The sequence below is a fragment of the Aquicoccus sp. SU-CL01552 genome (genome assembly GCF_040365005.1).
Classification (GTDB): Bacteria; Pseudomonadota; Alphaproteobacteria; order Rhodobacterales; family Rhodobacteraceae; genus Antarcticimicrobium.
On the sequence record NZ_BAABWV010000011.1, the window covers coordinates 122,779 to 145,775 of the forward strand.

Here is a 22,997-nt window from a genome sequence, read left to right on the forward strand (position 1 = left end):
GGGCGTTCAGTTGAAGTTCGTTCAGTTGAACTGGAAGTGCAGCGGATAGGCGCCGTCCTGGAACGGGCCGAACATCTCGGGGATGTCGGGATGATCCACCGGCTCGCCGGAATAATCGGCGATCAGGTTCTGTTCCGACACATAGGCCACGTAATAGCTGTTCTCGTTCTCGGCCAGCAGGTGGTAAAACGGCTGCTCGCGCACCGGGCGGCTCTCCTCGGGGATCGCCTCATACCACTCCTCGGTGTTCGAGAACTCGGGATCCACGTCGAACACCACGCCGCGAAACGGGTGTTTCCTGTGGCGGACCACCTGACCGAGATAATATTTCGCACGTGTTTTCAGCATCAGCCCTTGCCCTTATCGTAGTTTCTTAACCGTAAACACCCCGTGTTGTCCAACCCCAGACCCTGATTTTCATCGAAACAGTCTGTGAACCCGGCCCCGACAGTCGCCTTGACGAACGGTCGTTCCAGGGCAGCTGTGAATTGGATTTCATCCCGGCAAATGTTAGGGTAAAACCTATAAAAAAAGAGGCATGAGGCATATGAGCAGACCTCTGAGCGCACTGATTCTTGTCCTTCTGCTGGCGTCCTGTGGCGGCGGCTACAAGGCGCCACCGCGGAACTTGGACAACGCCTGCAGCATCCTGGCGCAACGGCCCCAGTACAAACGCGCCTTTCGCGCGACCGAACGCAAATGGGGGGTGCCGGTCCATGTCCAGATGGCGGTGATTCACCAGGAAAGCAGATTCCGTTCGGATGCGCGGACGCCGTTCCGCTATGCGCTGGGGGTGATTCCCATGGGCCGGGCCAGCAGCGCCTATGGCTACAGCCAGGCGCTTGACGGAACCTGGGACGATTACAAGGCCGCCACCGGACAGCGCCGCGCGAAACGTGACAAGATGCGCGACGCGGCTGATTTCATGGGCTGGTACATGACCCGCAGCTACGAACGCAACGGAATCCCCCTGACCGATGCCCGCAACCAATACCTCGCCTATCACGAGGGACATACAGGGTATTCCCGTGGTACCCACCGCAGCAAGAGCTGGCTGCTGCGCGTCGCGTCCAAGGTGGAGCAGCGCGCGAATACCTATCGCGCACAATTGCGCAGCTGCAACTGACCGGAACCGCGCTCAGCGATCCAGCGTGCTGCCGCTGCCGGAGTAGGGGGTAAACAGGCTGCCGCTGAGCGGGATGCCGGTTTCCAGCGCGCCCAGGATCACCGTGGTCCGGCCGCCACCGCCATCGTGGATTACCCATTTGCGCAGTTCCACCGGGTCACCGGTGAACATCAACTCGATGCGCCCATAGTCGGGGTGCTCGGGGTCCTGCGCCGTCACCACCGTGGCGGTGCCATCGAAGCCATGCGCCACCACCATGTTGGCGCGATCCAGATCGACCCGCTTGGCCAGGATGATCGACAGTGGCGTTCGCCTGAGCGGATAGCTTTCCGGCGGCTGGTTCGATTTCCCGTCATGGATCACCACGGTGCCGGCGCCGACCACCACCGCCGCCTCGTCCGGCGGATCGTACTCGAACCGCGCCCGACCGGGCCGATGCAGGAATAGCGTGCCGGTCGACAGGCTGCCGTCATCGTTGATCTGGGTGAACGGGCTTTTCGCGGTGCGAAGCCCATTCAGATAGGTCGAGATCTCGGACAGCGGCAGTTTCTCGGCCGCCCAAGCGGCAGGCGCGGCGAGGCTGAGCGCGCAGGCGAAAAGAATACGTTTCATGACCTCAACATAGGTACGGAGCGGCGGAATGAAAGCCGCCTCTACTCCTGTTCCGGGACCAGGATATCACGCTTGCCCACGTGGTTGGCCGGGCTGACCAACCCCTCGTCCTCCATCTGCTCGACCAGGCGGGCGGCCTTGTTGTAGCCGATCGCCAGCTTGCGCTGGATGTAGGAGGTCGAGCATTTGCGGTCGTTGATCACGATCTGGACCGCCGAATCGTAGAGCGCATCCTCGCCATCGGTATTGCCGCCGGTCGACAGGCCCAGGACCGCGTCGATATTCTCGGCCTTGTCGTCGTCGGGGCCATCCAGCACCTTGCCGACATAGTCGGGCGGGCCGAACTGTTTCAGGTGGGTCACCACCTCCTCGACCTCTTCGTCGGACACGAACGGACCGTGACAGCGGGTGATCTTGGCGCCGCCGGCCATGTAGAGCATGTCGCCCATCCCCAGAAGCTGTTCGGCGCCCATCTCGCCCAGGATGGTACGGCTGTCGACCTTGGAGGTCACCTGGAACGAGATCCGGGTCGGGAAGTTGGCCTTGATCGTGCCGGTGATCACGTCGACCGAGGGGCGCTGCGTTGCCATGATCAGGTGGATGCCCGAGGCCCGCGCCATCTGTGCAAGACGCTGGATGCAGGCCTCGATCTCCTTGCCGGCAACCATCATCAGGTCGGCCATCTCGTCGACGATCACCACGATATAGGGCAGCGCGACGGGCTGGGATTCTTCGGTCTCGAACACCGGTTCGCCGGTCTCGTCGTCGAACCCGGTCTGCACCGTGCGCGAGAACATCTCGCCCTTGGAGAGCGCGTCGCGCACCCGGCCGTTGAAGCCCTCGATGTTGCGCACGCCCATCTTGGACATCTTGCGATAGCGGTCCTCCATCTCGCCGACCACCCACTTGAGGGCGACGACCGCCTTTTTCGGGTCGGTGACCACGGGCGAGAGCAGGTGCGGGATGCCGTCGTAAACCGACAGTTCCAGCATCTTGGGGTCGATCATGATCAACCGGCATTCCTCGGGCGTCAGCTTGTAGAGCAACGACAGGATCATGGTGTTGATCGCCACCGACTTGCCCGAACCGGTGGTCCCGGCGATCAGCAGGTGGGGCATCTTGGCCAGGTTGGCGACAACCGCCTCGCCACCGATGTCCTTGCCCAGCGCCAGCGGCAGGCTCAGCTTGCTGTCGCCGAAATCGCGCGAGGCGAGGATCTCGCGCAGAACCACTTTCTCACGCTTGTCATTGGGAAGCTCGATACCGATCACGCTGCGCCCCGGCACGGTCGAAACACGCGCCGACAGCGCCGACATCGAGCGGGCGATATCGTCGGCCAGGCCGATCACGCGGCTGGCCTTGAGGCCCGGCGCCGGCTCCAGCTCGTACATGGTAACGACCGGGCCGGGGCGAACCGAGACGATCTCTCCCTTGACGCCGTAGTCGTCCAGCACGTTCTCCAGCATCCGGGCGTTTTCCTCCAACGCCTCGTCGCTCAGGTAATGGCGCTCGATGTTCGAGGGGTTGGTCAACAGGCCCAGCGGCGGCAATTCGAACTCCGCACCACTGTCGTCAAAGGCCAGCGCCGGCTGCACCTCTTCCTGTGCCCGGCGCGAGGGGGCCGGCGGTTTTCGCATCGTGTTCTGAACCACCTTGCGCGGCTCGGCCACCGGCACCTGCGGCGCCGGCTGCGGCGCGCGCAACGGCAGCGCGGGATCCTCGGCCGCCGCGACCGGGGCGACCTGGGGTGCAGGTTCGCGAATGGCTTGCCTCTGCGTCGGCACCTCGGGCACCGGCTGGGCGGGCGCCGGCGCGACCGGCTGGGAAACCGTCGCAAATTCGGGCACAGCGGCGGATACGGCGGCGGCCCCGGGCACCGGGGCGGCCATCGGAGCCGTCACTGGCGGTTCGGGCGGCAGGCCGGCCTGGGCGCTGGTCACCGGCGGTTCCGGCGGCAGGCGCACCCCGCTCTCGGGGTCCAGCAGCAACGGGTCGGGGCCACGTCCGCGACCCTTGGTCAGGGGGCGTTCCTGCTCGATCGTCGGCGTCGGTTCGGGACGACCACGGGCGCGGATCGCATCGGCGATCTTGGCGCGGATGCGGTCGTCACCCGGCATCGCCCGGGTGCCCGCGACCGGCTGCGGCTCGACCAGTTCCGGTTCTGGCATCGGCTCGGGTCGGCGGATCAGCCCCGGCATCCGCGACAGGAAACCGCCGCGCTCCTCGACGACGGGTTCGGGGGCGGGATCGGGGTACGGCGCCTCGATCACCGGTTCGGCGGCGGCCTGCGCGGCCAGTTCGGCCTCATAGGCGGCCTGCGCCTGTCGCTCGGCCTCGCGCCGTTCCGCGCGCAACGCCTGCCGTTCCCGTGCCGCCTGCGCCGCAGCCCCGGCGCCACGGCCCAGAAGCGAGACGATCGCGCCATAGACCATCACCATGCCGATCATCGCGAAACGCAGTACGCGGGTGACCTCGGGGCGGGTAAAGCCCAGCACATAGATCCCCAGCGCCAGCATCGAGGCCGCCGTGAGCAGCGACACCAGCTTGACAGCGAAATGCGATCCCAGCGGCAACAGCGTCAGAAGCGCGCCCATCACCGTGTCACCGAACAGCCCGCCCAGGCCGAAACTGTGGGTCGCGCGCCATTCTTCCCCAGGCACCAGCGTCGCTGCATAGACCGCGCCCAAGGCCACTGCGATGGGGGCAAAGATCAGCCGCCCCATCGCCCGGTCCTCGCCACTGTGCATGGCATAGCGCAGGCCCCAGGCCACCAGCACCAACGCGATGCCCCAGCTGCCCTCGCCCACGATCATGAACAGCGGTGCCGCGATCGAGGCGCCGATCCGCCCCAACCAGTTCTGCACCGGCGCGTCGGTCGAGACCATCCAGTTGGGATCGTCCGGCGTGTAAGAGCCGATCATCGCCGCCGCTGCCAACCCGAGGCAGATCAGCGCGATCCCGACCAGTTCCTTTCCGCGTTTCTCGATCTGTGCCTGCATGTTGCTGTCCAGCAGAGGATCGCGGCTGCGTGTTTGAAATGCCATGCTTACCCTCGGTCCCGCTCGTTCTTGTTCATCTCGCTCTTACTCATAAAGACAGTCGCGAAGCGTGATCAGCCCGCGCTGCAACTCATCCTTCGGTGCCACCATGGCGACCCTGACATAACCCTTGCCGGGATTGCGCCCGTCCACGTCGCGCGCAAGGTAGGCGCCGGGCAGCACCCGCACCCCGGTTTCAGTCCAAGCCTTGAGCGCCGCCGCCTCGCCGTCCTCAACCGGCAGCCAGAGGAAAAACCCTGCCTCCGGCCCGGCATAGGCCTGAATCCCGCCGAAGATCTCGTCGGCAATGCGGTATTTCTCCTGGTAGAGCGCGCGGTTCTCTTCCACATGCGCCTCGTCGGCCCAGACCCTGGCGGCGGCCGCCTGCAACGGCCCGGGCATCGGTGCGCCCGAGTAGGCGCGCAGGGTCTTGATCCGCTTCAAGCTCTCCGGTCCGCCGGTGACAAGGCCCGAGCGCAGCCCGGGCAGGTTCGACCGTTTGGACAGCGAGTTGAACAGAACGACCCGCTCGGGGTCCGCCCCCATCTCGGCCGCGACGCTCAGCGCGCCCACCGGCGGCGTGTCGCGGTAGATCTCGGAATAGCATTCGTCGGCGAAGATGCGGAAATCGTGCTTTTCCGCCAGCGCGATCAGCTCGGCCCAATAGCTGCGATCCGCCACCGCGCCCTGCGGGTTGGCCGGCGAACAGATATAGGCGATCGCGGTGCGATCCAGCAGATCCGCCGGCAACGACGCGTAATCCGGCAAATGCCCGGTCTGTTCCGTCGCGGGCAGGAACACCGGCTCGGCCCCCACCGACATCGCCGCGATCATGTAGACCTGGTAGAACGGGTTGGGGATCAGCACCGCCGGGCGCTGCCCGTTCTTCTGTTCCGGGCACAATGCCATCGCGGCGTTATACAGCCCCTCGCGGGTGCCGTTCAGCGCCACAACCTGGGTTTCGGCATCCACCGTCACGCCATAGCGGCGACCGATCCAGGCGGCGATCGCGGCGCGCAGTTCCGGCGAGCCATCGTTGGGCGGATAGCTGTTGAACTCGGCCGCATGGGCCAGGATCGTCTCGGTCACCCAGGACGGGAACGCGTGCTTGGGCTCACCGATGGTCATATGCACCACATCGCCGCCGGGCGCATGGGCGTCCAGCAGCGTCCGCAGACGCGGAAATGCATAGGGCGGCAGGTTCGAAAACCGCTCGGGGAAATCCATCATATGTGCCTCAAGGTCGGGATCGTAGGCGTCCCGTTTCCCCAAAGGTTACAGGGATGTGCCCGTTTCGTCCAGCCTAAGGCGGGGGGCGTGCCGGGAAATGTGGCAATCAGGCCGGCACGTATTGATCATCGCGGTCAGGCCAGCGCCGCCTCGGCCGCCGCCCCCAGCCGCAACAGCGCCGCCTCGGTCTCGGGAGCGGCCATGATCTGTACCCCGCAGCCGGGAACCCCGGTCGGCAGGCTCAGCGCGCAAAGCCCCATCAGGTTGCCCACCCGCGTGTTGCGCAGCGTCAGCAGGTTCTCGGTCACGTAGTACTCCGAGTCGGTCATCAGACGGTCCACCTCGGGCGCAAGGATCGGGGAGGTCGGACAGAGCACCGCATCGAATCCCGCCGTCGCCCGGGCCCAGGCCGCGCGCGCCGCCTCGAGCTTGCGCCAGGCGGCGACGTAATCGGGGGCCGAGAATTTCGCCCCGGCGCGGAACCTGTCGCGGATCTCGCCGAACATCGCCTCCGGGTCGGCCTCGATCGCCTCGCGCCACAGCCCATAGGCCTCGCCGGTGTACAGCACTGGCGACAGCCCGTGTGCTTCGACCAGTTCGGGCACCTCCAGCGGCACGATCTCGGCGCCCGCGTCGCGGAACCGCGCCACAGCCCCGTCAAAGGCGCGGGCGGGCGCCTCGCGCAGATCGTCCATCACCAGCGTCTGCAACACCGCCAGCCGCCGCCCGCGCAGCGAGGCGCCGGCCAGGTCGGGCGCGCGCCCGCCCTCCAGCGCCGCCAGCAGCAGCGCTGCATCCTCGACCGAGCGCGCCAGCGGCCCCACCGTGTCGAACTTCAGGCACAGCGGCACCACACCCTCCAGGCTGAGCCGTCCCGAGGTGGTCTTGAGCCCGACAAGGTCGTTCCACGCCGAGGGAATGCGCACCGAGCCGCCGGTGTCAGATCCGATCCCCGCCGAGGCAAGGCCGAACGCCACCGAGGCCGCCGCCCCCGAGGACGACCCCCCCGGCGCCGCGCCATCGTCGTTCACGTTGGGCGAGGTCGCGGTGATCGGGTTCAACCCCAGCCCGGAAAAAGCCAGTTCGCTCATGTGGGTCTTGCCCAGGCAGACCAGCCCCATGGCAGTGGCATTGCGCAGCACCGCCGCATCGGCCCCCGGCACCCGCCCCTTGAGCAGGGCCGATCCCGCCTCGGTCACGGTGCCGGCGCTGTCGAACAGGTCCTTCCAGCTGATCGGCACCCCGTCCAGTGGCGACAACCGCCGCCCGACCTGCGCCCGCGCCTGTGCCGCGCCCGCCTCGGCCAGCGCCCGGTCCGGGGTGACCCGGGCATAGATGCGATCGCGCTGCGGATGGGCGTCAATCGCGTCCAGATAGGTTTGCGTCAGCGCCACCGGGTCGATCTCGCCCCGCGCGATGCCGCGCCCCAGATCGCCTGCCGTCATGCTCAGCCAGTCCTGCATCTCATTCCCCTTTTGCCGGTTTTCGCGACGGTAGCGACAGCGCCGCGCATGGACAATCCCGAACCACCGGCCATATTGCAGGTCATGACGAATGACTCCGATATCCTGATCGTCGGCGGCGGGCTGAACGGCCCCGCGCTGGCCCTCGCGCTGGCCCAGGCCGGCCAAAGCGTGACCCTGATCGACGCCCTGCCCGGCGCCGCGCGCAAGGACGCCGGCTTTGACGGCCGCGCCTATGCGCTGGCACTGGCCTCGCAGCGGCTGCTTGCGGCCACCGGCGTCTGGTCGCGGATCGCCGACGCGGCGCAGCCGATGCTGGACATCAAGGTCACCGATGGCCACGCCGGCACCGGCCCGTCACCCTTCTTCCTGCATTTCGACCATGACGAGATCGAGGAAGGCCCGATGGGTTACATGGTCGAGGACCGCCACCTGCGCCGCGCCTTTCTCGAGGCGATGGACGCGGAACCGGGCATCACCCAGGTCGACGGCACCGTGGTGGCCCAGGACACCGGGCCGCAGGGCGCCACTGTCACGCTGGACGACGGTCGCACCCTGACCGCCCGTGTCCTGATCGGCTGTGACGGGCGTTCGAGCGGCACCGCCCGGCGCGCCGGCATTACCCGCACCGGCTGGGACTATGGCCAGACCGGACTGGTCTGCGCCATCGCGCATGAGAAACCGCACCACGGCGTCGCGCATCAGTTCTTCATGCCGCCGGGTCCGCTGGCGATCCTGCCGCTGACCGGCAACCGCAGCTCGATCGTCTGGAGCGAGCGGACCGAGACCGCAAAGGCGATCAATGCGCTGAACGATGAGGACTACCTCGCCGTGCTGCGCCCGCGGTTCGGCGATTTCCTGGGCGAGATCGAGCTGGCCGGCGCCCGCTGGGCCTATCCGTTGGGGCTGACCGTCGCCAACAGCTTCATCGCCGACCGGCTGGCGCTGGTGGGCGATGCCGCCCATGGCATGCACCCGATCGCCGGACAGGGGCTGAATGCCGGACTGCGCGATGTCGGCGCGCTGGCCGAGGTCCTGGTCCAGGCCGCCCGGCGCGGCGAGGATATCGGCACCGCCCCGGTGCTGGAGCGCTACCAGCAATGGCGCCGGTTCGACACCGCCACGCTGGCGCTGGCCACCGATGCCTTCAACAAGCTGTTCTCGAACGACAACCCGCTGCTGCGGCTGGGCCGTGACCTGGGGATGGGGCTGGTCAACGCCGCCCCGGCCCTGCGTCGCGGCTTCCTGCGCGAGGCGGCGGGCCTGACCGGCGATCTGCCGCGCCTGCTGAAAGGTCAGCCGATCTGACGACCGGTGCGCGCTCAGTCGAGCTTGCGCGCCTCGTCGACCAGCATCACCGGGATCCCGTTGCGGATCGGAAAGGCAAGGCCGGCCCCCTTGGAAATCAGCTCCTGCCGCGCGGCATCGTATTCCAGCGTGGCATGGGTCAACGGGCAGATCAGCGCCTCGAGCATGCGACGGTCAAAGGCGGGATGGTGCGGGTCCGGGGGGGTCTGCGGCTCGGTCATTGCAGGGTTTCCTCGTTCGATCCGCCACGCATGGAGAATTCGATCAGCGTGACAAGGGTTTCGCGCCGGGTCTCCAGCGATGGCGCCTCCAAGAGGGCCTGCTTGTCCTCGGGGTTGAAGTCAAGCAGCATCGAAAGCGAATTGATCAGCAATTCCTGTTCGGCTTGCTTCAGGGTCTCCCAGTCGGTCTGAAGCTGACGGGCCGACAGGAACCGCCCCAAAAGGTCAAGGAACCGCGCCCGGTCAAAGCCCGGATCGCTTTCCTCCTGGCCGAGATCACGGTCGAACCCGTCCCAGGACACCGTGCAGCGGCGATAGGGGGCAAACCCCTCGACCTCGTTCAGGATGCGATAGCGGCTGATCCCGGTCAGGGTGATCAGGTAGCGCCCGTCCTCGGTTTCCGAGAACTGCGTGACGCGCCCGGCGCAGCCGATGGCGTGCAGCGCATCCGGCTTGCCCGGCAAGGCACAGGTCTGGATCATCCCGATCAGCCGCTGCGGCGTCTTCAGCGCATCCTCCAGCATCTGCAGGTAGCGCGGCTCGAACACATGCAACGGCAACCGTGCCCGGGGAAGCAGAAGCGCCCCGGGCAGCGGGAAGACGGGGATCGTGTCCGGCAGGTCGGCGGCTTGGATCATGGCAATGAGACTAGCCCCGGAGCGGGATTAGGCAAATATCATCGAGCTCAGCTTGCGGCGCCCGTTCAGGACCACCGGATCATTGGGCTTGAGCGCCTCGAAAATGGTGAACAGTTGCGCCTTGGCCGCGCCGTCATTCCACTCGCGGTCGCGGCGGAACAGTTCGAGCAGCTGCGCCACGGCCTCTTCGACGTCACCCTTGGCATGCAGCGCCGTGGCAAGGTCGAAGCGGGCCTGGTGGTTGTTCGGGTCGGCCTCGACCGCCGCCGTCAGCTCGGCCACCGGGCCGGCATCGGCGGCCTGGCGCGCCAGTTCCAGCTGGGCATGCGCCGCCTCCAGTTCGGGGGCGTGGGAAATCTCGGCCGGGGCCCCGTTCAGCACCGCCTCGGCTTGGTCCAGATCGCCGGTGGCGATATGGGCGCGCACCAGCCCGCCATAGGCGCCGGCGTGGTTGGGGTCTTCGCCCAAGATCGCGGCAAAGGTCTGCGCCGCATCCGCCGCAGCGCCCTGGTCCAGCATTTCCTCGGCGGCCGCCACGGCCTCGTCGAGCCCGCCGCCTGCCTCGCCGCCGGCGGCCTGGATCACCCGGTCGATGAACGCCTTGATCTCCGAGCCGGGCAGCGCGCCCTGGAACCCGTCGACCGGCTGGCCCTGGAAAAAGGCATAGACGGTCGGGATCGACTGGATCTGCAACTGGCCGGCCAGCATCTGGGCCTCGTCCACGTTGACCTTGACCATCTTCACCGCGCCGCCGGCGGCTTTCACCGCCTCTTCCAGCAAGGGGCCCAGCGTCTTGCACGGGCCGCACCAGGGCGCCCAGAAATCGACGATGATCGGCACCTCTTTCGAGGCTTCGATCACGTCGGCCATGAAATTGGCCTCGCTTGAGTCCTTGATCAGATCGGCGGCGGGTGCCGCCCCGTTACCCGAAAGAATATCCATCATTTCAGCTCTCCGCTGCTTTGTGCTTGCGCCCTATATGAAAGCTATGGGCGCGAAAACCAAGGGGGCGATCCGTCCCGGTCGGATCGGGCACCGCGATCACAGGTCGAAATCGGCCAGAACCGGGGCGTGGTCGCTGGGCTGCTCCCACCCGCGCACCGCGCGCAGAACCCTGCTGCCATGCGCGGCCCCGGCGATGTCGGGCGTGGCCCAGACGTGATCCAGCCGCCGCCCCTTGTCGGCCGCGTCCCAGTCGCGGGCGCGGTAGGACCACCAAGAGTACAATTTGCCCTCCGGAATGTCCGATCTGGTGACGTCGACCCATTTGCCGGCTGCCTGGGTCTCGGCCAATTGTTCGACCTCGACAGGGGTGTGACTTACCACTTTCAGCAGTTTCTTGTGATCCCAGACGTCATCCTCGCGCGGGGCGATGTTCAGATCGCCCACCAGGATGGATTTTTCGAACTGCTCGTCGCGGAACCAATCGCGCATCCCGGTCAGGTAATCGAGTTTCTGGCCGAACTTCTCGTTCACCGCGCGGTCCGGCTTGTCGCCGCCCGCAGGCACGTAGAAATTGTGGATCACCACCCCGTTGTCCAGCCGCGCGGCGACGTGGCGGGCGTGGCCCAGACCGGCGAAATCCATGTCGCCCATGTCCTCGAGCGGCAGTTTCGACAGGATCGCCACGCCGTTGTAGCCCTTTTGCCCGCGCGCGACCATGTGGGTATAGCCCAGCGCGCGGAACCCCTCGAGCGGGATCTTCTCGACCGGGCTCTTGCATTCTTGCAGGCAGAGGACATCGGGCGCCTCCTCCTCCAGCAACCTGCAGACCAGCCCCTCGCGCAAGCGGACCGAGTTGATGTTCCAGGTGGCCAGGGTAAAGGGCATGGATGTCTCTCCTGTTCGGGTTGGCGGCACGTTATGGCCCCGGCGCCGGCGTCACAACCGATGTTTGCCCGCGATGCCACCGCAGACAAAAAAAGACCGGGCGCGGGGCCCGGTCCAGTCCAACAGGGAGGTGCATGTCATGACCCGGACATGCGCGGGATAGGTCCAGATAAAAGATGCGAGCGCGGTGCGTCTTTGATTTGGGTCAAGTCCTCTGCCGTTATGCCACCAACCGATACCCGCCCGCCTCGGTCACCAGCAGCCGCGCGTTCGAGGGGTCCGGCTCGATCTTCTGGCGCAGGCGATAGATGTGGGTTTCCAGCGTATGCGTCGTCACCCCGGCGTTATAACCCCAGACCTCGTGCAGCAGGATGTCGCGCGGCACGACGCCCTCGCTCGACCGGTAGAGGAACTTGAGGATGTTGGTTTCCTTCTCGGTCAGGCGGATCTTGCGGTCGTCTTCCGAGATCAGCATCTTCATCGCCGGCTTGAAGGTATAGGGCCCCAGCTGGAACACCGCGTCCTCGGATTGCTCGTGCTGGCGCAGCTGGGCGCGGATGCGGGCCAGCAGCACCGGGAACTTGAACGGCTTGGCGACATAGTCATTCGCGCCCGCGTCCAGCCCCAGGATGGTATCGGCATCGGTGTCATGGCCGGTCAGCATCAGGATCGGCGATTTGACCCCTTGCTTGCGCATCCGGCGGCAAAGCTCGCGCCCGTCGGTGTCTGGCAGGCCGACATCGAGGATGATCAGGTCATAGAACGCCTCCTTGGCGCGCTCCATCGCGGCCTGGCCGTCGCCGGCGTCAAAGACGTCGAACTCCTCGGTCATGACAAGCTGTTCGCTCAACGCGTCGCGCAGATCCTCGTCATCGTCGACCAGCAGGATCTTCTTCAGTTGGGCCATCGGGTTTCTCCTCTGCGGTCCCTTCCAGATGCGGGCTAGCGGCGCGCAAGACAAGCTTTGCTGCAATCCGCTCACGCCGTCGTGTCCCTTTCGCGGCTAATGTTTCACAATCCGACAAAACCCCCTAGATACGAGTCGACGCTGACCGGGAACCGACCATGAGCCTTCTGCCTGATATCAACGAACTTCTTGCCCGTGCCCGGGCCGATCTGCGCGTGGGCGTGCCCGTGGTCCTGCAGGGAGAGGACGGCGCCGCCCTGGCCGTCGCGGCCGAAACGCTGACCGACGCGCGGCTGGACGACCTGCGCGCACTGGGCCCGGCGCCGGTGCTCGCGATCACCGCGCGGCGCGCCACGACCCTCAAGGCGCGCGCCTATGACGGCGACCTGGCGCGGATCGAGATTCCCGCCGAGGCCGACCTCGACTGGATCCGCGCGCTGGCCGATCCCGCCGACGACCTGATCGCGCCGATGAAAGGCCCGCTGGTCAGCCAGCGCGGTGGCAACGCGGCGCTGCACCGGCTGGCGATCGCGCTGGTCAAATCGGCGCGGCTGCTGCCGGCGGTGGTGCTGGTGCCGGTGACGGACGGAACCGGGTTCGCCGCGCAATACGGGCTGACCCGGATCGTGCAGCGGCTTGCGGTGCCGCACCTGGACGAGCGCAGCCCGATGAACGAGGTGGCGCACGCACGCCTCCCCGTCGAGGCCTCGGAGGCCGGTCGGCTGCATATCTATCGCCCCGAGGACGGCGCCGAGGAACATTACGCCATCGAGATCGGCCGCCCCGACCGCGCCAAGCCGGTGCTGGCGCGGCTGCATTCGGCCTGTTTCACCGGCGACGTGCTGGGCAGCCTGAAATGCGATTGCGGCCCGCAACTGCGCGCCGCGCTGGCCCAGATGGGGGCCGAGGGGGCGGGCGTGCTGCTCTATCTCAACCAGGAGGGGCGCGGCATCGGCCTGGCGAACAAGATGCGGGCCTATTCGCTGCAGGACCAGGGGTTCGACACCGTCGAGGCCAATCACCGCCTGGGGTTCGAGGATGACGAACGCGACTTTCGCCTCGGCGCCGATATTCTGCGGGAATTGGGGTTCTCCTCGGTGCGGCTGTTGACCAACAACCCGAAAAAGATCGCGATGATGGAAAAGACCGGCATCGCCGTGGCCGAGCGGGTGCCGCTCAAGGTCGGAGAAACCGATTACAACCGCGCCTACCTGGCCACCAAGGCAAAGAAATCCGGACACCTGCTGTGAGTCCGCGCGACCTTGTCCTCACGCCCACGGGGGTGCGGTTTGCCGGGCGCCGCCTGCCCTGTTCCATCGGGCGTGGCGGGATCACCACGGACAAGCGCGAGGGCGATGGCGCCACCCCCGCCGGGGTGCACCGGATCGTCGGGATGCTCTACCGGCCCGACCGGATGGCCCGCCCCAACCGCTGGGCGCTGCCCATCGGTCCGCGTGACCTGTGGTCGGACGACAGCGGCGATGCCTCCTATAACCACTGGGTGCGGGCGCCCTACGGCCCCAGCCACGAGCGGTTGAGGCGCAGCGATCCGCTGTATGACCTGGTGCTGCTGACCGACTGGAACTGGCCCCGGGCGCAGCCGGGGCGCGGCTCGGCGATCTTCCTGCACCAATGGCGCCGCCCCGGTTTCCCGACCGAGGGCTGCATCGCCTTTTGCCGCGCCGATCTGCTGTGGCTGGCCGCGCGGGTCCTGCCCGGCACAAGGGTGATCGTCCCCGACCATTGAGCGGCCCCGGAAAATTCGAATTTTCCGATCAACTCACTTCAAAGAGATTTGCCGGCTGCGGCCTCAGGTCACGCAGAAACCGCGTCGCTGCGTTCGCCGAAGATGGCCGATCCGACGCGCACATGGGTGGCCCCCTGCGCGATGGCGGTTTCGAAATCGCCGCTCATCCCCATCGACAGCCCCTCCAGCCCGTTGCGCGCGGCAAGCTTGGCCAGCAGCGCGAAATGCAGGCTCGGCTCCTCCCCGACCGGGGGGATGCACATCAGCCCGCGCAGCGGCAGGTCGAGCGCGCGGCAGTCGGCAACAAGCGCGTCGGTATCCTCGGGCAGCACCCCGGCCTTTTGCGGCTCTTCGCCGGTGTTGACCTGGATGAACAGCTCGGGGCAATGGCCCTCTTCCTGCGCCAGCCGTGCGAGGGCCTTGGCAAGCTTGGGCCGGTCGACCGAATGGATCGCGTCGAACAGGCCGATGGCCTGGCGTGCCTTGTTGCTTTGCAGCGGCCCGATCAGGTGCAGTTCGACCCCCGGGAACCGGTCCTTGAAGTCCGGCCACTTCCCGGCCGCCTCCTGAACCCGGTTCTCGCCAAAGACCCGCTGACCCTGCTCCAGCACCGCCTCGACCCGCTCCAGCGGCTGCACCTTGGAAACCGCGATCAGCTTGACCGACCCGGGCGCGCGCCCGGCGGCCTGCTCGGCTTCGGCGATACGTGTTTTGATCTCGTCCAGCGACATGATGGCCCCCTTGTGCGGTTGTGGCGGCAGGAAAACACCAGTTTGCGGAAAAAGAAAAGGGCAGGTCCGAGGACCTGCCCAAATCACGTCAGACGTGACGACAGCTATCAGAAGCTGAAGTACACACCGGCTTGAACGGTGGTGTTGTCGTTCGACATTTCGCGCCAGCCGGCTTCGAAGGAAGCGCCGCCCCCGAGGTCGTAGGAGTAGTGGATACCGTAGGAGGTACCTTCCTGGTTGTTCGACCCGCCGATGCCATCGCGGTTGTCGGCACGGCCGGCCAGAACGTCAGCAGCCGAAACTGCGTCTTCGTCGGTGACCCAAACCAGGATGTTCGACGCGGCGCCGATATCCATGTTGCCATAGAGGCCCCACTTGGAGATGCCGTCGTTGTCGGCATAGGCCAAGCGAACGCCGTACTGACCCAGATCGCCAGCGATGCTGACTGCGACCTTGTCTTCGAACAGAGCGGTCGAGTCCTGCACGGCCAGGGCGGCAGTCCAGTCACCGAAGGTGTAGGCAACGTTGGCCGCGATGCGGGACAGGTTAGATTCGCCTGCTTCCAGACCGTAGGCGCCGCCGATACCAGTCACTGCAAAATCGTTACGCGCCGAGTAGGACAGGTGGCCGCTGAAGGCACCCGACGAGTACAGGACTTCGACGCCATTGGCACCGTTGCCGGCCGACGAGTACGCATCCCAGTTGAAGTATTCGCCGTTCACGTTGGTGACCAGCGAGACGAAGCCAGCGCCGTCAACGCCGGTGCCCGCAGTGCGGGTTTCCAAGTACAGGCCGGACATGTTTTCGACCGCACCGATGATGTTGCCAACTTGCAGCGTGAAGCCACCGTAGCTTGCATAGAAGCGCGCAGCGTTCCACACACCCGTTTGAGTAAACGAGTTGTTGTCACGGCTCTCGGACTGCATACGCATCCGGGCACCCAGAACAACGCCGCTGTCGGTTTCGGTCGACATGTCAAACTGCAGACGCAGACGGCTGGTGATGGTCGTCTCGCTGATGCCGTTGTAGCCGGGATCAGTGACGTCGTTGGAGTTGGCTTCGTTGTAGTCGATGCCGAAACGGCCATAGCCGCTGATGCTCACTTCGGCTGCAGCCATGCCCGCGGTCGCGATCAGTGCAGTCGTTGCGAAAAGAACCTTTTTCATTTTCTTTCCCTCGGTTTTGAATTCATACGCCCAGACCGGGGAATCCGGCGTGGGTATGGATGTGGGTTTCGCTTTTTCGGGGCCATGTTGGCAAGGCTTGCAGGCGGGCGTGCAACAAAGTCGTTCCGGATGGTGCAGCTTTGCCACAGTCCTGTGACGCGGCAGCCGGACCTTCTCCAATGCACCTGTCGTCGACAGTCCTTTCGCGCCGCAGAACCTGCCGAAACGGCACGCCGCGCAGGGCCTTGCACGGGCGCCTTACACTAAGGCCTTGCCCAGCATGGCCCCGTTGGGTAGGACAGGCCAGAGCGGAAAACCCAGGGCTGCCCTATGACATTCTTGATAAAGCCGACCAAGGCCGTCGTGATTCTCGCCATTTGCTTGGTGGCGGCATCCTGCAGCCGGAACCGTGGACCGGACGGTGCCGTTGTTATGGAGACGGTATCGGCTGACGAGCAAGTCGCACACAACCGGGAATCTGCGCCGATGGGCTACGAACGCTCCTCGATCTGGGATCTGTTCGGCTCCGGCAAGGGCGACACCAGTGTCCAGGTGAACCGCTATCTCTGGGCCGCGTCGCTGGATGTGCTCAGCTTCCTGCCGGTGCAGTCGGTCGACCCCTTTACCGGGGTGATCGTCACCGGCTATGGCACCCCGCCGGGCGGCGGGCGGTCCTATCGCGCCACCGTGCATATCAGCGATCCCGCGCTGGACGCCCGCTCGCTCAAGGTGGCGCTGCAGACCAGCGGCGGCCGCTCGGTCGATCCCGGCACCGCCCGCGCGGTCGAGGACGCGATCCTGACCCGGGCCCGCCAGTTGCGCGTGCGCGACAGGCGCTTGTAACCGCAAACCGGGCTGGAATGCCGACCGGAACCGAAGTAACACCACGCCGGGTTTTAACCCGGCGTTTTCATTCAAAGGACCGCAGCAATGTCGCGTTACTCTGCCGCTGAAATCGAAGCAAAATGGCAGCAGGCCTGGGACAAGGCCGGGATCTTCACCGCACGGCGCAGTGCCGACAAGCCGAAGTACTACGTGCTGGAGATGTTCCCCTACCCCTCGGGGCGCATCCACATGGGCCATGTGCGCAACTATACCATGGGCGACGTGATCGCGCGCTACAAGCTGGCCACCGGGCACAACGTGCTGCACCCGATGGGCTGGGACGCCTTCGGCATGCCCGCCGAGAACGCCGCGATGGCGAGCGGAGGTCACCCCAAGGACTGGACCTATTCCAACATCGCCGACATGCGCGGCCAGATGAAACCGCTGGGCCTGTCGATCGACTGGTCCCGCGAATTCGCCACCTGCGACCCGGAATATTACGGCCAGCAGCAGGCGCTGTTCCTGGACATGCTCGACAAGGGCCTCGTCTATCGCAAGAACGCGGTGGTGAACTGGGACCCGGTCGACATGACCGTGCTGGCCAACGAACAGGTGATCGACGGCAAGGGCTGGCGCTCGGGCGCCGAGGTCGAGCGACGCGAACTGACCCAGTGGTTCTTCAAGATCTCCGACATGGCCGAAGAGCTGCTCGAGGCGCTGGACGGGCTGGAAAACTGGCCCGCCAAGGTGCGGCTGATGCAGGAAAACTGGATCGGCAAGTCGCGCGGGCTGCAAATGCGGTTCGACCTGACCGAATCGACGCACGGTCATGACGGGATCGAGATCTATACCACCCGGCCCGACACCCTCGCCGGGGCCAGCTTCATCGCGCTGTCCACCGACCACCCGCTGTCCAAGGCGCTCGAGGCCGACAACCCCGCGCTGGCCGCCTTCAACGCCGAGTGCCGCAAGCTGGGCACCTCCGAAGCCGAGCTGGAAAAGGCCGAAAAGCGCGGTTTCGACACCGGGCTGACCGTGCGCCATCCGCTCTACCCCGACCAGACCCTGCCGGTCTGGGTCGCAAATTTCGTTTTGATGGATTACGGCACCGGCGCGATCTTTGCCTGCCCGGCGCATGACCAGCGCGACCTGGATTTCGCGCGCAAGTATGACCTGCCGGTGATCGACACATTCGTCGCGATGGACGATGACAGCCGCGTCGGGAACACCGCCTTCGTGCCGCCGAAAACCGAGAAGGTACGCTGGATCAACCAGCCCGCCGGCATCGAGGTCGCCACCGGGCAAGAGGCGATCGACACCACCATCGACTGGGCCGAGAAAAACGGGCTGGGCCAGGGCAAGACCCAGTTCCGGCTGCGTGACTGGGGCCTGTCGCGGCAACGCTACTGGGGCTGTCCGATCCCGGTTGTCCATTGCGACAGCTGCGGCGTTGTGCCTGAAAAAAAAGAGAATCTTCCGATCCAGCTGCCCTATGACGAGGGTGACAAACCGATCGACTTCTCGATCCCCGGCAACCCGCTCGACCGGCACCCGAACTGGCGCGATTGCACCTGCCCGAAATGCGGCAAGCCCGCCCGGCGCGAAACCGACACGATGGACACCTTCGTCGATTCGTCGTGGTACTACGCCCGGTTCACCGCGCCACATGCCGACACCCCGACCGTGGCGGAAGAGGCCGAGTACTGGATGAACGTCGACCAGTACATCGGCGGCATCGAACACGCGATCCTGCACCTGCTCTATTCCCGTTTCTTCGCCCGCGCGATGAACCTCACCGGCCACCTGCCCAAGAAGGCGATCGAGCCCTTTGACGCACTGTTCACCCAGGGGATGGTGACGCATGAGATCTACCAGACCCGCGACGGCAACGGTCGCCCGGTCTATCACCTGCCCGAAGAGGTCGAGGACGGCCACCTGAAGGAAACCGGCGAAGCGGTCGAGATCATCCCCTCCGCCAAGATGTCGAAATCGAAGAAGAACGTGGTCGACCCGGTCAGCATCATCTCGGCCTATGGCGCCGATACCGCGCGCTGGTTCGTGCTCTCCGACAGCCCCCCGGAGCGCGACGTGGAATGGACCGCCGCCGGCGCCGAGGCCGCGTTCAAGCACCTGTCCCGCGTCTATCGCATTGCGACCGAGATCGACGCCGATGCCCCGGCCACCGATCAGGACGCCGCGCTGTTGCGCGAGATGCACAAGTGCATCCACGACGTGACCGGCGGTGTCGAAAGCTTTGGCTTCAACGCCGCGATCGCGAAACTCTATGCCTTCACCAACACGCTGGCCAAATCCAAGGCCGGCGGCGGCGCCAAGCGCGAAGCCGCGCTGACCCTGGCCCAGCTCATGGCACCGATGACGCCGCACCTGTCGGAGCAGGTCTGGGAGATGCTGGGCGGCGAGGGGCTGATCGCCACCGCACCCTGGCCCAAGGCCGAGGCGGAGATGCTGGTTGATGACACCGTCACCCTGCCGATCCAGGTCAACGGCAAGCGGCGCGCGGAAATCAGCGTTTCCAAGGACATGGACAAGGCAGAGGTTGAAAAAGCCGCGCTGGCAGTAGACGCTGTGCAAAAGGCGCTGGACGGGGCGGCGCCGAAAAAAGTGATCGTCGTCCCCGGACGGATCGTGAATGTCGTCGTTTGACCGCAGAAGCCTGCTGATCCTGCCGCTGGCGCTCGCCGCCTGCGGCTTTACCCCTGTCTACGGCCCCGGCGGCACCGGCGCGGCCCTGCGTGGCCGGGTGCAGGTGCAGGAACCCGATTCGCCAGACGAATACGTGCTGACCCGCACGTTGGAGGACAGGCTGGGCCGCGCCACCGTACCGGCCTATGCGCTGAGCTATACGGTCTCGACCGAGACCGAGGGCCAGGCGGTGACCTCGACCGGCGAGACCACCCGTTACAGCCTGGTGGGGACGGTCGATTACGTGCTGACCGCGCTGGACGGCGGCGCAGTCGTCGCCTCGGGCAAGGTCAGCAATTTCACCGGCTATTCCGCCACCGGCTCCACCGTCGAGTCCCTCGCCGGGGAACGCGATGCGGCAGAGCGGTTGATGACCCTCCTCGCCGACCAACTCGTCACCCGGATCTACGCCACGGCGGACCTGCCGGAATGAAACTGTCGGCACGCGAGGCGGACCGTTACTTCGCCCGGCCCGACCCGGACAAGACCGGCCTGCTGATCTATGGCGCCGACGCGATGCGGGTGTCGCTCAAGCGGCAACAGGTGCTCAAGGCGCTTTTGGGCAAGAATGCCGAGGAAGAGATGCGCCTGACCCGTCTGTCGGGCGGCGATCTGCGCAAGGATGCCGCGCAACTGCTTGACGCAGTCAAGGCGGTCGGGTTCTTTCCCGGCCCGCGCGCCGTCTTTGTCGAAGAGGCCACCGACGGCACCGCCCCGGCGATCCAGGCCGCGCTGCAGGACTGGACCCCGGGCGACGCACAGATCGTGGTGACCGCCGGCGCGCTCAAGGCGAACTCGAAACTGCGCAAGGCGTTCGAGGGCCACAAGGCCGTCTTCGCGGTCGGGCTGTACGACGATCCCCCCTCGCGCGACGAGATCGAGCGCACGCTCGCCGACAAGGGCATCCGCGATGTGCCGCGCGACACGATGGCGGCGCTGACCGATCTGGCCAACGATCTGGGGCCGGGCGATTTCACCCAGACCATCGAGAAACTCGCCTTGTACAAATTCGGCGACGAATCCCCCGTTTCGCTGGACGATCTCGAGGCCTGCGCACCCCGCTCGACCGAGGCGGCGATCGACGACGTTCTGAATGTCGTGGCCGAGGGCCGCGCCGGCGAGATCGGCCCGCTGCTGAACCGGTTGCAGGCGCAGGGCACCAACGCGGTCTCGCTCTGCATCGGGGCCACGCGCCATTTCCGCACGCTCTACGCCGCCGCCTCCGATCCCGGCGGGGCGGCCGCGGGCATCGGGAAACTACGCCCGCCGGTCTATGGCAAGCGGCGCGATCGTATCCTGCGGCAGGCCCAGGGCTGGGGCGCGGCCAACCTGGAAACCGCACTGACCCTGTTGACCGACACCGACCTGCACCTGCGCTCGGCGCGACAGACGGCGCCCGCCATGGCGGTGATGGAACGCGCGCTGATCCGCCTGGCGATGCTGGCGCGGCGTTGACGCCACGTATCCCGGTCGTCTGCCCATGAAAGCCCCCCTTGCAGCCGCGCCGCGCCCGGTAAACACTGCACCGGAACGGGAACAGGGAGACCCCAATGTACAAGGTCTATGGAAGCGTCGCCAGCCGCGCCTTTCGGGTGCTATGGACGCTGGAAGAGATGGGCATCGCCTATGAACACCACGACGCCAAGCCGCAAAGCGACACGGTGCGCGCGCTGAACCCCTCGGGCAAGATTCCGATCCTGGTTGACGGCGACGCAGTGCTGACGGATTCGGTGGCCATCCTCACCTATCTGGCCGACAAGCATGGGGCGCTGACCTATCCCGCCGGCACCGTGGAGCGCGCGCATCAGGATGCGCTGACCCACACCATACTGGATGAATTCGACGCGGTGCTCTGGACCTCGGCCCGCCACCGCACCGTTCTTCCCGAAGACCTGCGCATCCCGGCCGTGAACGACAGCCTGAAGTGGGAATTTCAACGCAACCTGGATCGCCTGGGCAAACGCCTTGTCGGGCCGTTCCTGCAAGGTGATGAGATGACGATCGCCGACATCCTTTGCGTCCATTGCCTTGGCTGGGCAAAAAGCGCGGGCTTTCCGGTCGAGAACGACGTGATGGAGGCCTATTTCAAGGATCTGCGCAAGCGCGACGCCTATGGCCGCACGCTGGCGTTGCTCCCCTGACCTGACAGCAGCCGGGCCGCCGCCGCGCGGCCGGCCCAGCGCCCGGAGGCCAGGCAGGCGGTCAGCAGGTAGCCCCCTGTCGGCGCCTCCCAGTCCAGCATTTCACCTGCGCAAAAGATACCGGGCAGCGCGCGCAACATGAGTCCGTCATCAAGCGCCGCGCGGGCGACGCCGCCGGCGATCGAGATCGCCTCGTCCATCGGGCGCAGGCCGGCGTGGCGGATCGGCAGCGCCTTGATCAGCCGCGCCAGACCCGCCTGATCGGCGGGCAAGGGGCGGCCGAACTCTTGCAACAGCGCCAGTCGCGCGGGATCGAGCCTGAGCGCCTTGCGCAGATGGGTCGAAAGGCTCGCCTTGCCGCGCGGACGGGACATCCGGGCAAGAACCGTCTCGTGCTCCAGGTCCGGCACCAGATCGACGCAAAGCGGCGCGCCCTCGCGCAGCGCCGGGGTCAGCGGATAGATCCCGCCGCCCTCCAGCCCGCGGCTGGAGATCACCGCCTCGCCGCGCGACGAAAGCCGCCCGGCCCGGAACCGCACCCCCTTGAGCGGCAGGCCGAACCGCGCGCGCATCGGCTCGGACCAGTGCACGCACAGCCCCGCGTTGGCAGGCGCGAAGGGAGACAGCTCCACCCCGCGTTCGGCCAGCAGCGGCGCCCAGGCCCCATCGGACCCCAACCGCGCCCAGCTTGCCCCGCCCAGCGCCAGCACCGTCACCTCCGGCAAGATCCGCACCTCGCCCTCGGGCGTGTCAAAGCCCAGCGCGTCCCCGTCCCAGCCGGTCCAGCGCCAGCGGCTGCGCCGGCGCACCCCCAGCCCGTCCAGCCGGGCCAGCCAGGCGCGCAGCAGCGGAGAGGCCTTCATTGCCAGCGGAAACACCCGCCCGGTCGAGCCGGTGAACACCTCTTGCCCGAGGGTGCGGACCCAGTCCTGGACCTCGCCCGGTCCGAACGCCTCCAGCATCGGGCGCAGCCAGTCCGCCGCCGTGCCATAGGCGTGCAGGAAATCGTCGAACGGTTCGTCCTTGGTCAGGTTCAGCCCGGATTTCCCCGCCATCAGGAGCTTGCGGCCCAGCGACGGCTTGGCCTCGGCCAGCAGCACCGGAATACCGGCACGCCCCAGCATCTCGGCGGCCATCAGCCCCGCCGGGCCGCCGCCCACGACCACGGCGCGAGGTGTGTCCCCCCCGCCCTGTCCGGTCACGCGCACCCTCCGATCCATCCCGCTGTGTCCTCCGACGGCCCGATCCGACGTGCCCCCTGCTTCTTCTCTTTGCCAAATACTCCCGCCGGAGGCGCCGCCGTCAAAGCGG

At 66.5% G+C, this 22,997-nt stretch carries 22 protein-coding genes; 9 read left to right on the forward strand and 13 right to left on the reverse strand.

Translation table 11 applies throughout. The annotated features are described in order from the left end of the window. Window positions 1-21 precede the first annotated feature (21 nt). Window positions 22-348 (reverse strand): heat shock protein HspQ, encoded by a 327-nt coding sequence (hspQ, locus tag ABWV23_RS13685; RefSeq protein WP_353348659.1) that lies wholly within the window; start codon window positions 346-348, stop codon window positions 22-24. Window positions 349-547: 199 nt separating this feature from the next. Between hspQ and ABWV23_RS13690 the strand changes: the two genes are divergently transcribed. Continuing rightward, window positions 548-1,126, forward strand: a complete 579-nt coding sequence (locus tag ABWV23_RS13690; protein WP_353348661.1) for a transglycosylase SLT domain-containing protein — start codon at window positions 548-550, stop codon at window positions 1,124-1,126. A gap of 12 nt (window positions 1,127-1,138) precedes the next feature. On the opposite strand, the gene ABWV23_RS13695 is transcribed toward ABWV23_RS13690, so the two are convergent. The 4 genes from ABWV23_RS13695 to ABWV23_RS13710 all read right to left on the reverse strand — a co-directional run bounded on the left by ABWV23_RS13695 (window position 1,139) and on the right by ABWV23_RS13710 (window position 7,469). After that, window positions 1,139-1,738 (reverse strand): LolA family protein, encoded by a 600-nt coding sequence (locus tag ABWV23_RS13695; protein WP_353348663.1) that lies wholly within the window; start codon window positions 1,736-1,738, stop codon window positions 1,139-1,141. A 41-nt stretch (window positions 1,739-1,779) separates the two neighbouring features. After that, on the reverse strand, window positions 1,780-4,782 hold the full coding sequence (locus ABWV23_RS13700) for a DNA translocase FtsK (RefSeq protein WP_353348665.1): 3,003 nt from the start codon (window positions 4,780-4,782) through the stop codon (window positions 1,780-1,782). Window positions 4,783-4,821: 39 nt separating this feature from the next. Then, a complete protein-coding gene (locus ABWV23_RS13705; protein WP_353348757.1) occupies window positions 4,822-6,003 on the reverse strand; it encodes an aminotransferase class I/II-fold pyridoxal phosphate-dependent enzyme in 1,182 nt (393 codons plus the stop codon). Between the two features lie 137 nt (window positions 6,004-6,140). Continuing rightward, a complete protein-coding gene (locus ABWV23_RS13710; RefSeq protein ID WP_353348667.1) occupies window positions 6,141-7,469 on the reverse strand; it encodes an amidase in 1,329 nt (442 codons plus the stop codon). Between the two features lie 84 nt (window positions 7,470-7,553). On the opposite strand from ABWV23_RS13710, the gene ABWV23_RS13715 reads away from it, so the two are divergent. Next, complete coding sequence (locus ABWV23_RS13715; protein WP_353348669.1) at window positions 7,554-8,777, forward strand: FAD-dependent monooxygenase; 1,224 nt, start codon at window positions 7,554-7,556, stop codon at window positions 8,775-8,777. 14 nt (window positions 8,778-8,791) lie between these two features. On the opposite strand, the gene ABWV23_RS13720 is transcribed toward ABWV23_RS13715, so the two are convergent. The 5 genes from ABWV23_RS13720 to ABWV23_RS13740 all read right to left on the reverse strand — a co-directional run bounded on the left by ABWV23_RS13720 (window position 8,792) and on the right by ABWV23_RS13740 (window position 12,373). Beyond that, entirely contained in the window at window positions 8,792-8,998 is a 207-nt protein-coding gene (locus ABWV23_RS13720) for a Trm112 family protein (protein ID WP_353348671.1), read from the reverse strand. Next, window positions 8,995-9,636, reverse strand: coding sequence for an LON peptidase substrate-binding domain-containing protein (locus ABWV23_RS13725; protein WP_353348673.1), 642 nt, complete (start codon window positions 9,634-9,636; stop codon window positions 8,995-8,997). Before ABWV23_RS13725 ends, ABWV23_RS13720 begins: the two co-directional genes overlap by 4 nt. A 27-nt stretch (window positions 9,637-9,663) precedes the next feature. Next, the gene (locus ABWV23_RS13730; RefSeq protein ID WP_353348759.1) at window positions 9,664-10,578 is read right to left on the reverse strand and encodes a tetratricopeptide repeat protein; all 915 of its coding nucleotides are present in this window, start codon (window positions 10,576-10,578) and stop codon (window positions 9,664-9,666) included. 99 nt (window positions 10,579-10,677) lie between these two features. Then, complete coding sequence (locus ABWV23_RS13735; protein WP_353348675.1) at window positions 10,678-11,466, reverse strand: exodeoxyribonuclease III; 789 nt, start codon at window positions 11,464-11,466, stop codon at window positions 10,678-10,680. 220 nt (window positions 11,467-11,686) lie between these two features. Next, on the reverse strand, window positions 11,687-12,373 hold the full coding sequence (locus ABWV23_RS13740) for a response regulator transcription factor (RefSeq protein WP_353348677.1): 687 nt from the start codon (window positions 12,371-12,373) through the stop codon (window positions 11,687-11,689). Window positions 12,374-12,531: 158 nt separating this feature from the next. Between ABWV23_RS13740 and ribA the strand changes: the two genes are divergently transcribed. Both ribA and ABWV23_RS13750 read left to right on the forward strand, forming a co-directional pair. Continuing rightward, window positions 12,532-13,623 (forward strand): GTP cyclohydrolase II, encoded by a 1,092-nt coding sequence (gene ribA / locus ABWV23_RS13745; protein WP_353348679.1) that lies wholly within the window; start codon window positions 12,532-12,534, stop codon window positions 13,621-13,623. Next, window positions 13,620-14,120 (forward strand): L,D-transpeptidase family protein, encoded by a 501-nt coding sequence (locus ABWV23_RS13750; protein ID WP_353348681.1) that lies wholly within the window; start codon window positions 13,620-13,622, stop codon window positions 14,118-14,120. The genes ribA and ABWV23_RS13750 overlap by 4 nt, the downstream gene beginning before the upstream one ends. A gap of 68 nt (window positions 14,121-14,188) precedes the next feature. Here ABWV23_RS13750 and ABWV23_RS13755 read toward each other — a convergent pair whose 3' ends face one another. Both ABWV23_RS13755 and ABWV23_RS13760 read right to left on the reverse strand, forming a co-directional pair. Then, the gene (locus ABWV23_RS13755; RefSeq protein ID WP_353348683.1) at window positions 14,189-14,851 is read right to left on the reverse strand and encodes a YggS family pyridoxal phosphate-dependent enzyme; all 663 of its coding nucleotides are present in this window, start codon (window positions 14,849-14,851) and stop codon (window positions 14,189-14,191) included. 107 nt (window positions 14,852-14,958) lie between these two features. Next, window positions 14,959-16,017 (reverse strand): porin, encoded by a 1,059-nt coding sequence (locus tag ABWV23_RS13760; protein WP_353348685.1) that lies wholly within the window; start codon window positions 16,015-16,017, stop codon window positions 14,959-14,961. 330 nt (window positions 16,018-16,347) lie between these two features. Here ABWV23_RS13760 and ABWV23_RS13765 point away from each other — a divergent pair, with 330 nt between their 5' ends. The 5 genes from ABWV23_RS13765 to ABWV23_RS13785 all read left to right on the forward strand — a co-directional run bounded on the left by ABWV23_RS13765 (window position 16,348) and on the right by ABWV23_RS13785 (window position 21,686). Further along, window positions 16,348-16,860, forward strand: a complete 513-nt coding sequence (locus ABWV23_RS13765) for a DUF3576 domain-containing protein (protein WP_353348687.1) — start codon at window positions 16,348-16,350, stop codon at window positions 16,858-16,860. A gap of 87 nt (window positions 16,861-16,947) precedes the next feature. After that, window positions 16,948-19,506 (forward strand): leucine--tRNA ligase, encoded by a 2,559-nt coding sequence (gene leuS / locus ABWV23_RS13770; protein ID WP_353348689.1) that lies wholly within the window; start codon window positions 16,948-16,950, stop codon window positions 19,504-19,506. Next, entirely contained in the window at window positions 19,493-19,978 is a 486-nt protein-coding gene (lptE, locus tag ABWV23_RS13775; RefSeq protein ID WP_353348691.1) for an LPS assembly lipoprotein LptE, read from the forward strand. The genes leuS and lptE overlap by 14 nt, the downstream gene beginning before the upstream one ends. Beyond that, complete coding sequence (holA, locus tag ABWV23_RS13780; RefSeq protein WP_353348693.1) at window positions 19,975-21,000, forward strand: DNA polymerase III subunit delta; 1,026 nt, start codon at window positions 19,975-19,977, stop codon at window positions 20,998-21,000. Before lptE ends, holA begins: the two co-directional genes overlap by 4 nt. A 95-nt stretch (window positions 21,001-21,095) precedes the next feature. Next, window positions 21,096-21,686, forward strand: a complete 591-nt coding sequence (locus ABWV23_RS13785; protein WP_353348695.1) for a glutathione S-transferase family protein — start codon at window positions 21,096-21,098, stop codon at window positions 21,684-21,686. Here ABWV23_RS13785 and ABWV23_RS13790 read toward each other — a convergent pair. Beyond that, complete coding sequence (locus ABWV23_RS13790) at window positions 21,656-22,906, reverse strand: TIGR03862 family flavoprotein (RefSeq protein WP_353348697.1); 1,251 nt, start codon at window positions 22,904-22,906, stop codon at window positions 21,656-21,658. The two genes, ABWV23_RS13785 and ABWV23_RS13790, sit on opposite strands and share 31 nt — an antisense overlap. Between the last annotated feature and the right edge of the window lie 91 nt (window positions 22,907-22,997).